At 69.5% G+C, this 9,698-nt stretch carries 10 protein-coding genes; 7 read left to right on the top strand and 3 right to left on the bottom strand.

What is annotated here, in order from left to right; translation table 11 throughout:
• From AB0B82_RS22065 to AB0B82_RS22055, 3 genes are all read left to right on the top strand, one after another.
• Window positions 1-266, top strand: a 266-nt coding sequence (locus AB0B82_RS22065) for a hypothetical protein (protein WP_360171427.1), incomplete at its 5' end; no start/stop codon positions are given.
• Window positions 266-715, top strand: a complete 450-nt coding sequence (locus tag AB0B82_RS22060) for an SRPBCC family protein (RefSeq protein WP_360171424.1) — start codon at window positions 266-268, stop codon at window positions 713-715. The genes AB0B82_RS22065 and AB0B82_RS22060, both read left to right, overlap by 1 nt.
• Window positions 712-1,272 carry a DNA-3-methyladenine glycosylase I gene (locus AB0B82_RS22055; RefSeq protein WP_360171421.1) on the top strand — a complete coding sequence of 187 codons (561 nt, stop codon included), beginning with the start codon at window positions 712-714 and terminating at the stop codon, window positions 1,270-1,272. The genes AB0B82_RS22060 and AB0B82_RS22055 overlap by 4 nt, the downstream gene beginning before the upstream one ends.
• Window positions 1,273-1,498: 226 nt before the next feature.
• Here the strand turns inward: AB0B82_RS22055 and AB0B82_RS22050 are convergent, their stop codons facing one another.
• From AB0B82_RS22050 to AB0B82_RS22040, 3 genes are all read right to left on the bottom strand, one after another.
• Window positions 1,499-3,640 (bottom strand): alpha/beta hydrolase-fold protein, encoded by a 2,142-nt coding sequence (locus AB0B82_RS22050; protein WP_360171418.1) that lies wholly within the window; start codon window positions 3,638-3,640, stop codon window positions 1,499-1,501.
• Between the two features lie 84 nt (window positions 3,641-3,724).
• Window positions 3,725-4,516 carry an enoyl-CoA hydratase-related protein gene (locus AB0B82_RS22045; RefSeq protein WP_360171415.1) on the bottom strand — a complete coding sequence of 264 codons (792 nt, stop codon included), beginning with the start codon at window positions 4,514-4,516 and terminating at the stop codon, window positions 3,725-3,727.
• Between the two features lie 54 nt (window positions 4,517-4,570).
• Entirely contained in the window at window positions 4,571-5,389 is an 819-nt protein-coding gene (locus tag AB0B82_RS22040; protein ID WP_360171412.1) for a PaaX family transcriptional regulator C-terminal domain-containing protein, read from the bottom strand.
• 166 nt (window positions 5,390-5,555) lie between these two features.
• Between AB0B82_RS22040 and AB0B82_RS22035 the strand changes: the two genes are divergently transcribed.
• From AB0B82_RS22035 to AB0B82_RS22020, 4 genes are all read left to right on the top strand, one after another.
• Complete coding sequence (locus AB0B82_RS22035) at window positions 5,556-5,723, top strand: DUF3117 domain-containing protein (RefSeq protein WP_355476735.1); 168 nt, start codon at window positions 5,556-5,558, stop codon at window positions 5,721-5,723.
• A 248-nt stretch (window positions 5,724-5,971) separates the two neighbouring features.
• Entirely contained in the window at window positions 5,972-7,522 is a 1,551-nt protein-coding gene (locus AB0B82_RS22030) for a leucyl aminopeptidase family protein (RefSeq protein WP_360171409.1), read from the top strand.
• Window positions 7,523-8,003: 481 nt separating this feature from the next.
• Window positions 8,004-8,960: a type IV toxin-antitoxin system AbiEi family antitoxin domain-containing protein gene (locus AB0B82_RS22025; RefSeq protein ID WP_360171406.1), complete on the top strand. Its 957-nt coding sequence runs from the start codon at window positions 8,004-8,006 to the stop codon at window positions 8,958-8,960.
• A 120-nt stretch (window positions 8,961-9,080) separates the two neighbouring features.
• Window positions 9,081-9,356 (top strand): hypothetical protein, encoded by a 276-nt coding sequence (locus AB0B82_RS22020; protein ID WP_360171404.1) that lies wholly within the window; start codon window positions 9,081-9,083, stop codon window positions 9,354-9,356.
• Window positions 9,357-9,698 lie beyond the last annotated feature (342 nt).

Raw genomic sequence — 9,698 nt, 5'->3', positions numbered from 1 at the left:
CGCGGTACGACGCTCCGCACCAGTCCGCGGATGCGCAGTACGACGCTCCGCGCCGGTCTCCGGACACGCAGTACGACGGCCCAGGCCAGGCGGAGGGTGCTTCGCAGTACGACACCTCCCAGGCCCAGGGGCTGCAGCAGGGGGAGCAGGTGCCGGGCGCGGAGGCCAACGGGTCCGGGGAGCGAAGTGCGGGGGATGGGGAAGGGTGGCAGTTCTGGCCGCCGGCCGATCAGGCTGGTGAGGGTGCTTATCAGCGGCCGAGCTGATGAGTGAGGCGCGGAGCTGTCACGCGGAAGCGTCGGTCGAGCTGCCGCTGACGCCCGAGGCGGCCTGGGACGTGGTGATGGACTGGAACCGCCAGTCCCGCTGGATGTTGTTCACGCGCGTCTGGGCGACGGAGAACGACGGCACCGGCGTCGGTGGGGGAGTCGCGGCGCGGACTTCTGTCGGTGGCATCGGGTTCACTGACGACATGGTCATCACCACCTGGGACCCACCCCGCGAATGTACGGTCAAGCACCTCGGCACCGTCGTCCGAGGCACCGGCACCTTCGGCATCGAGCCGACCGCCACCGCCAGCAGGTTCAGCTGGGCCGAAGACGTGCTGCCACCGCTCGGCAAGCTGGGGGTGTGGAGCTGGCCGGTGGTCGGGCGCGCGTTCGAGGTGATGATGCGGATCTCGTTGCGACGGCTGGTTCGGGAGGTGCGGGGATGACGGTGATCGGGCCGGACGGGCAGCCGCGGTGCGGGTGGGCGACCTCGGCGCCGGAGTACGTCGCGTATCACGACAACGAGTGGGGCAACGAGATCCGCGACGACGTCGGGCTGTTCGAGCGGATGACCCTCGAGGGGTTCCAGTCCGGGCTGTCGTGGATCACGATCCTCCGCAAACGGGAGAACTTCCGGGCCGCGTTCGCGCATTTCGACCCGGCGAAGATCGCGCAGTACGACGAGACCGACTTCGAGCGGCTGATGGCCGACCCGGGGATCGTCCGCAACCGGCTGAAGATCAACGCGACGATCTCCAACGCGCGCGCCCTGCTCGAGTTGGCGCCGGGCGAGTTCACCGAGCTGCTCTGGTCGTTCCGTCCCGCCGAGCACAAGGCCCCGAAGACGCTCGCCGACGTCCCGGCGACGACACCCGAGTCCGTGGCGATGTCGAAAGCCCTGAAGAAGAAGGGTTTCGTCTTCGTCGGACCCACCACGGCGTACGCGTTGATGCAGGCCACCGGCATCGTGAACGACCACTTGGCAACCTGTATAGCCCGGTAAAACGCGTGCACGTGCAGAAGCCTTTTGCATCTGCAAAAGGAACTTTGGGCGAAACCGAAGACAAACGGCTGAACGAGTTGTGCTCCGGGTACTCAACGTGATGAGGTATTCGCGGGCTCCCCGACTGTCAGGTGGTTGTCCGGCCGTGACTCGCCCGGCCGGAACGTGGTCGTGGGGCCCACCAAACGTTTGAGGGGTGTCCGGCCGCGAGGCCGGACACTCACCTCTACGGCAACGCGTTGACGCCGTCGGCCGTGAACGCGGTCCGGAACGCATCGGTCCCCGTCAACCCGGTCAACTGGGTGCCGCCAGATGTCGTCGCGAGGAACAGATTCGCCTCGGCGAAAGCATCGGCCGCATCGTCGTCCGCCGTACCGAACTGCCGCGTCCACACCCGCGTGTGATCCGGCGCGTACTTCGCCAGCACTCCATCGAACTTGCCCAGCGGCGACACCAGCGATCCGTCCGTGAAGCCGCCGACGTACACCGCCCCGCTCGGATCGACCGCCACGGCAGCTCCCTTGTCGTTTCCGGTCGTGCCGAACTGATCCCGCCACGTCAGTACGCCGTCCGCGTCGGCGCGCGCGACGAGGATGTCCTTGTCCCCGGCCAAGGGCCCCGCGAAACCGCCCGCGGTGTAGCCGGCCAGGTACACGCCACCCGAAGGGTCCGCCGCGAGAGACCACACCTCGTCGGACGCCGATGTACCGAACTCCTTCGTCCACACTGCATCGCCGTCGGACGAGTACCGCGCCAGGAAACCGTCGATACCGCCACTGGACGAACCGGCCGTCATCCCGGCCAGGTAGACCGCCCCACCCGACACAGCGATCGCCATGCCCTTGTCCTCGCCGGCGCTGCCGCCTTGCCGCACCCACACCTGCCGACCGTCGCCGTGGAACCGCGCGACGAACGTGTCCTTGTCGCCCTGATTCGCCCCATCCAGAGCGCCCTTCGTATAACCGCCGACGTACAACGCGGCCCCGTCGACAGCCAGCGAGTATCCGCGATCCGCCACGCCGGGTACGCCGAACTGCGTGATCCACTGGCGATTCCCCGCAGCGTCGTACTGCGCCACGAACGCATCGTCGGTCGCGTTTCCTGAATGCGCGCCGTCGAGGTTTCCGTTCGTGTACCCGGTGACGACGACGCGTCCCTGCGCGTCCACGGCAACGCCGTACGCACGCTCGGTCCCAGCGGTGCCCAGCGACCGTGTCCACTCCCGCGACCCGTCGGCGCGGAACTTGATCAGCGCGACATCTGTCCCGCCCGCGTACGGCTGCCCGTCCAGCGCACCCGCCGCGGCCACCGCCTGGTAAACGTTGCCTGAGGCATCGGTCGCGATGCCGCCGGCGCGATCCTCGCCGGGCGTACCGACGATCGCGGCCTGCATCGGCGTCGCGGGCGGCTTCCCGAGGTACTGGAAGATGTACTTCGCTCCGTCGGCGAACGCCGGACCCCAGACGTCCCAGTCGTGGCCGCCGTCGACGACCCGGAACTCCGACGTCAGGTTCGGCTGTCGCGCCACCTGGTTGAAGACCACATGCGTCTCGAAATCGAGGTCGTGCGTCGCGTCGATCGCCTTCGGATTCTTGTACTCGTCGTCACCGACCGCGAGGTAGAGGTGCGAGCGCAGACCGGTGGCCGCGAACGACCTCAGCGCGGCCGGCCAGTTCAGCTTGAGGTACGTCGCCTCGACGAACGGATCCTTTCCCTTGCCGAAGGCACCGAATTCGCGGGTACTCGAATCGCTCGGCGGCAACGGGAAGTACACCGCCGGACTGAGCACGACGGCCGCGCCGAACACCTGCGGATGGGCGAGCGAGTACCGCAGCGCGCCGGCGCCGCCCATCGAGTACCCGGCGATCGCGCGGCCGGTGCGATCGGCGATCGTGCGGTAGGTCGAGTCGATCTGCGGTACGAGATCACGCAGGAACGCGGTTTCGACGGGCCGTCCGCGGTCGGTACCGGTGTACGCGGAGTCGACGTACCAGCTCGCGCGGCTGCTCCACGGTGCGTCCGGCATGATCGCGATCGTCGGCGGGATTTCGCCGCGGCCGATCAGCTCGTCGAGCCGGCTCTTCACCTGCGTCCAGGCGCTCATCGAGTCGCCGCGGCCGTGCAGCAGGTAGATGACCGGGTAGCGCCGGTCCGACCCGGCGTACCCGGCGGGCAGGTAGACGTTGTAGTTGATGTCCTCGCGGAGTACGGCGGAGCGCATCGACGCCGACTGGATGGTCCCCGGCTCGACAGCATCGGCTGGTACGACGCTCGGCGCAGGGGACGTGGACGACGCGACGGAGCCCGGAACGACGAGCCCTCCGGCCAGCGTGACGGCGGTCAGGACCGGCAGCAACAGTTTCCTCACGGGTCAGGTTGTAATCGTTTACGGAAACGATTACAAGACCTCGCGCTCAAATCCAAGCGCCGCCGAGCAGGCTCTGGGAGCGGATCAGCGCCCGCGGAACGTGGGCTTCTGCTTGGCGACGAACGCCTCGACGGCGTTGCGGTGATCCTCGGTCGCACCGGTGAGCTGCATCTTGGTCGCCTCGAATGCGATCGACTCGGCGAGCGTGTGACTGGCCGAGTACGCCAGCGACTGCCGCAGCGCGCCGTAGGCGACGGTCGGCCCCGCTGCGAGCTTCCCGGCCAGCTCGGCGACCGCCGTCCCCAGGTTGGCGGCGGGGACGACCGAGCTGGCCAGACCGAGCTCCAGAGCTTCGGCGGCCGGGATGGTGCGCGGGAAGTAGAGCAGCTCGAGCGCCTTCGCCTGACCGATCAGCCGGGGGAGCGTCCAGGAGATACCGGTGTCGCAGGACAGGCCGATGCCGGCGAAGGCCACGTTGAAGCCGGCGGTGTCGGCCACGATCCGGAAGTCGCACGCGAACGCCATCGACGCGCCGGCACCGGCCGCGACGCCGTTGACCGCCGCGATCACCGGCTTCGGCATCTCGGCCAGCGCCAGCGCGATCGGTGCGTAGTGGTCCGGCACCGTGCTCCACAGCGCCGCCTGGTCGTCGGCCTCGAGCAGCCCGATGTGCTCCTTGAGGTCCTGCCCGACGCAGAACGCCCGGCCGGTGCCGGTCAGGACGACGACCCGCACCTCCGGGTCGTCCGCAGCGGCCCGCACCGTGTCGCGGAGCAGGACCTTCGTCGGCGTGTCGAGCGCGTTCATCGCGTCCGGCCGGTTGAGCGTGACGGTCGCGACGCCTTCGGCGACGGCGTACGTGACGGAATCACTCATCGTGGTCAGCTCCTTGACGGTCAGTCAGATTTTCTCGGGTTCGGCAGGAGATTTTCAGTGCTGGGTCAGGCAGTTGTCGACGAAACGCCCGGCCGCGGGACTCAGTCGTTCGGCGTGGAAATCGAAGAACTCGGCGGCCTTGGTGCCGGCCCAGTCGGGCGGCAGTAGCTCGTCCGGCAGCCCCGGATCGCGGAACAGGAACTTGCGCCATTCGTGCACCAGTTCGGACCGGACGGCGAACGCCTGCTCGTCACTGGTCTCGGGTCCGGCGGCGTCCACGAGCGCCTTCGCCTCGATCAGCCAGGCCTCGTACGACGCGCCGAGCTCGTCGAGTTTCCAGACCCGCCGGGCGAACTCCACGGCGTCGTCGCCGACCGGGGCGCGGAACCGGTCCGCGGCGATGCCCTCGATCTCCAGAATCTGGTCGACCTCGGCGTCGTTGCGTAGCCCGACCCAGGCGCCGTCGGACAGCGGAGCCCAACCCAGGAAGGAAAGTTGGCTCGCCAGCTGCTCACGGCGGCGCGCGTTCGGAACCTCGCGGAGGATGCCCAGATGCCAGTGCCGGTCCCAGTCGCCGGTGCCTTCGAAACCGGCTCCGACCGGCGTGCCGTCGGGCGCCGTCCGGTAGATCCGGGCGGCCGCGTCGTCGAGCCGGCGACGCGCCCGGGCGGTCAGCGCGTAACCGGGCTGGCCCTCGATCCGGACCGGCTCCAGCCAGCCCTGCCGGACCATCCGGGAGACGGCTGTCCGGACCGCCGGCGGATGGACGCCGAGCGGTGCGAGCAGCCGGACGAGAGCCGCGACCGGGGCCTGTGCGCCACGTGCGCGCAGGTGGTCGCCGTACAGGTCGAAGAGGGCTGATCGGGCGTGCACAAGACTCGAGTCTGCCGTATGGTGCACGGCTCTGGCCCGAGATCGGGAATAATGGGGTCTGATACACACTGCGATACGCGCCGACGGCGCATCACCGCAACGGCGCCGGCGACGGTATCCGCTGCGGTGTCGTCGCTCAAAACCGACACTGGGAAGGGGTGCGCGCATGGCGGCGATGAAGCCGCGGACGGGCGATGGTCCGCTCGAGGTCACCAAGGAGGGCCGCGGGATCGTGATGCGGGTTCCGCTCGAGGGCGGCGGCCGGCTCGTCGTCGAGCTCAACGCCGAAGAGGCGACCGAGCTCGGGAACGCACTGAAGGCCGTCGTCGGCTGATCACGTCCTCCCGGGGGCGCCGGTCTGCCCCCTGCCACCGACATTCCGACCCCGGTGGGTGCCTGTGAGGGTGTGTCGGGACGCTGCGCCTGGAGCGCGGAGCCCCGAGACCCCCGCTGCCGGCGCCGACCGGGGTCGTTACGGTTTGTTGTGCCCGGTTCCAGCACCGATTCAGCATTGCTCCAGCATTGCTCCAGCACTGAGCAGCTTCGTCACACATCTTTGATCGAACAGTGAGGTCCGACCCCGTGGCTCGCCGCAGCAGTTCGTCTCCCTTTCCCAGTCTCCCGGTCGTTGCCTGGCAGCCCGGTCTGCCGGTGCACGGTTCGTCGACCTGGGTCTTCGTCGTCGGCGACGGTGACGGCGACAGTGACGGCGAGAAGGGCGGCGGTGGCCTGCCGGCCGCCGCGAAGGAGGCCGCCGAGCGGCTCGGCGTGGACCTCGGCCGGTTGCTCGAGGTGCTGCGCGACACCGGGTTCACCGCGTCCGCCGGCAGCACCGCGTCGTACCCGCTGCTGACCGGTGACGTCACCGAGATCGTGCTGGTCGGGGCCGGCGGCGGCACCGCGAAGGAGCTGCGACACGCCGGGGCGGCCGTCGCGCGGTACGGCCGCGGCAAGGACGAACTGACCACGGTCGTTGCCGAAGGCATCGACGACACCCGGCTGCAGGCGTTCGCCGAGGGGGTCGTGCTCGGCTCGTTCTCGTACACGCTCAAATCCGAGCCCGGCAAGCCCGCGGTCGGCACCGTCACGCTCACCGACGGATCGGCGGCCGAGCGGCAGCCGGTCCTGGACCGCGGTGTGGTGATCGGCCGCACCGGCTGGTTCGCGCGGCAGCTCGCGATCACCCCGTCCAACGAGAAGGACCCGGCCTGGCTGGCCGCACGGGCGGCCGAGGTCGCCGCCGCCACCGGTCTCGAGGTCACCGTCTGGGATGAGAAGAAGCTGGCCGCCGACGGGTTCGGCGGTATCCTCGCGGTCGGCCGGGGTTCGGACCGGCCGCCGCGGTTCATCCGGCTCGACTACACGCCGAAGGGTGCCACCAAGAAGACGCCGTACGTCGTGATCGTCGGCAAGGGCATCACCTACGACACCGGCGGCCTGTCGCTGAAGCCGCGCGAGGGCATGGTGTCGATGAAGCGCGACATGACCGGCGGCGGTTCCGTGATCGCGACGATGTCCGCGCTGCGCGACCTCGGCGCGAACGTCCGCGTCACCGGTCTGATCTGCGCCGCGGAGAACATGCCGTCCGGCACGGCGTACCGCCCCGACGACGTGATCCGGCACTACGGCGGCCGCACCACCGAGGTGAAGAACACCGACGCCGAGGGCCGGCTGGTGCTCGCCGACGGACTCGCGTACGCCGTGCAGGAACTGAAGCCCGACGTCCTCGTCGACGTCGCGACGCTGACCGGCGCGATCAAGGTCTCGCTCGGCGCGATGCTGTACGGCGGGATGTTCGCGACCGACGACGCGCTCGCGGACAACCTCGCCGACGCCGGCCGGGTGTCCGGCGAGGAACTGTGGCGGATGCCGCTGCCGGCCGAGTACGAGGACCTGATCTCTACCCCGATCGCCGACTCGGTGAACAGCTCGAAGGGCCCCGGCTCGATCACCGCCGCACTGTTCCTGAAGGCCTTCGCCGGCGACATCCCGTGGGCCCACCTGGACCTCTCGTCGATCGCCGAGTCCCCGTCCGACCGCTTCGAATACTCCGCCGGCGCCACCGGAGCAGGCGCCCGCCTGCTCACCACCTGGCTGACCTCCGAAACCCCCACCGCGGGCATCGCCAACTGACCCCGCCCGCCCCCACCGCGACCCGCCCCAGAACGACCCGCCCCAGAACGACCCGCCCCACAACGGCTCGCTGCACGACGGACCGCTCCACGACGGGCCGCTGCAATCCGCTGTCATCACGACCCGGCCCGCGCCACAACGGGCCGCTGTCATCACGACCCGGCCCGCGCCGTCCCTCCCGCGCCACGACGGGCTGCGCCGCTCGGCCCGCGCCACGACGGGCTGCTCCACAGGGGCCGCACTCATCACGACCTGGCCCGCGCCAGCTCGGAGGCCCGCACCGGCACACAAGGTGGGTTCACCCACCGTGTTGTGGGTTCCTGACCCTGGTGACGGGTGCGGAACCCACAACACGATGGGTGAACCCACCGTGGGGAGGTCGACCCAGTGGGGCGAGGAGTGGGGCCGGGGTGGCGGAGGGTTATCCACAGATTGGGGATTCGGGCAGCGGAGACGGGCAGCAAGGACCGACCCTTGAGGGGTGAAACCCGAACTGAAGCGAGTCGCGTCGAGACAAGGCGGAGTGTTCAGCCGCGACCAGGCGATGAACGCCGGGTACAGCCCCGAACAGATCCGCGAACGTCTGGCTGCCGGCCGCTGGGAACGATTGCGCCGTGGACAGTACACAGAGCACGTCGAGCTCGACGCTCTCCCGCCCTGGGAACGGGCGGTGCATCATCACCGCCGACTGATCCACGCCGCGGTGAACTCGATGCGTGCCGGATCGGCGGTCGTGAGCCACTACTCGGCCCTCGTTCTGCACGGAATCCCGGTGTGGGACGTTGATCTGACTGAAGTCCAGCTCACGAGAACCACCACTGAGCGGTGTGGGAGAAAGGCCGGCGTCCGGCACCATCAGGCGGAACTCACGCCGGCTGATGTGACCGAGATCGAGGATGTGGCAGTCACCTCGGCTGCGCGTGCGGTCGTCGAAACCGCGAGTACGGCGTCGCTCGAAACCGCGGTCGTGTCCGCCGACGCCGCGTTCCGGCGCCCCGACGTGACCTCGGCCGAACTCCGCCGGCTGCTGGCCGTGACCGAATGCTGGCCGGGTGGGCCGAGTATTCGGTTCGCGGTTGCCTTCGCCAACCCCTTGGCCGAGTCGGTGGGTGAGTCACTGCTCCGGGTACTCATGCACAATGAAGGGCTCCCGCAGCCGGTCCTTCAGGCGGTGTTCCATGACGACCAAGGCTTGATCGGCAGGGTCGACTTCTACTTTCCCGAGTACGACACGATCGTGGAATTCGACGGCATGATCAAGTACGGTGCCGGATCCACCGAGTCCTTGATTCGCGAGAAGCTCCGCGAGGACCGCCTGCGTGAACTCGGTCTGCAAATCGTCCGGATCAAGTGGGAGGACCTCCAGCATCCGGCACGTACGGCGATGCGCATCCGGAAGGCGTTCGCCCGCGCCCGCCGGACCACCATCGCCAGCTGACCACCCGCACCGCCCCACCCACGACGTGTCCACGACGCCGTCCACGACGCTGTCCGCGGCCCACCGGGCGGCCCAGAGTCGCGGCCCACCGCGACGCTGTCCACGACGCTGTCCGCGACGTTGTCCGCGGCCCACCGGGCGGCCCACCGCGCGTCCCACCGCGCGGCCCGCCGCGACGCCGTCCGCGACGCCGTCCGCGACGCCGTCCGCGACGCCGTCCGCGACGCCGTCCACGACGCCGTCCACGACGCCGTCCACGACGCGGCTCACCACGCGACCCCGCGGATTGCCCTGCGCACATCCCACGCCGGCCTCGACGACACCACTCTCAGCGACGGCCAACGTCTCCCCGACCGTGGGTTCACCCACGCTGTTGTGGGTTCCCAACCCGTCTGAGCGGTTAGGAACCCACAACAGCGTGGGTATACCCACCGTGCGCGGATCAGGGAGGCGGCTGGCCGACGACGGGCAGCGGGGTGGGAAGAGAGGTCGAGGTGGGCAGGACGTAGGGCAGGACGTAGGGCAGGACGTAGGGCAGGGCGTGGGGCACTCGCCGGGCGGGCCGAGGGGCCGGCGAGTGGAGTGGCCGGCAGGGCGCCGACGTCGGCGCCCGCGAGCACCTCTGCATCATGGCCGGGTGGATTCGCCGACCGTGGGTTTACCCATGCTGTTGTGGGTTCCCAACCCGTCAGAGGGGTTGGGAACCCACAACCCGGTGGGTGAACCCACCGTGCGGCG

The sequence above is a fragment of the Kribbella sp. NPDC048915 genome (assembly GCF_040649595.1).
GTDB lineage: Bacteria > Actinomycetota > Actinomycetes > Propionibacteriales > Kribbellaceae > Kribbella.
The sequence above is the reverse complement of the archived record's forward strand: the minus strand, read 5'-3'. Positions and strand labels throughout refer to the sequence as shown.

Excerpts from the sequence above, each read along its gene's own strand:
- AB0B82_RS22060 (WP_360171424.1), top strand. The coding sequence starts at position 266 with ATGAGTGAGGCGCGGAGCTGTCACGCGGAAGCGTCGGTCGAGCTGCCG.
- AB0B82_RS22055 (WP_360171421.1), top strand. The coding sequence starts at position 712 with ATGACGGTGATCGGGCCGGACGGGCAGCCGCGGTGCGGGTGGGCGACC.
- AB0B82_RS22045 (WP_360171415.1), bottom strand. The coding sequence starts at position 4,516 with ATGAGTGATTCCGTCACGTACGCCGTCGCCGAAGGCGTCGCGACCGTC.
- AB0B82_RS22035 (WP_355476735.1), top strand. The coding sequence starts at position 5,556 with ATGGCGGCGATGAAGCCGCGGACGGGCGATGGTCCGCTCGAGGTCACC.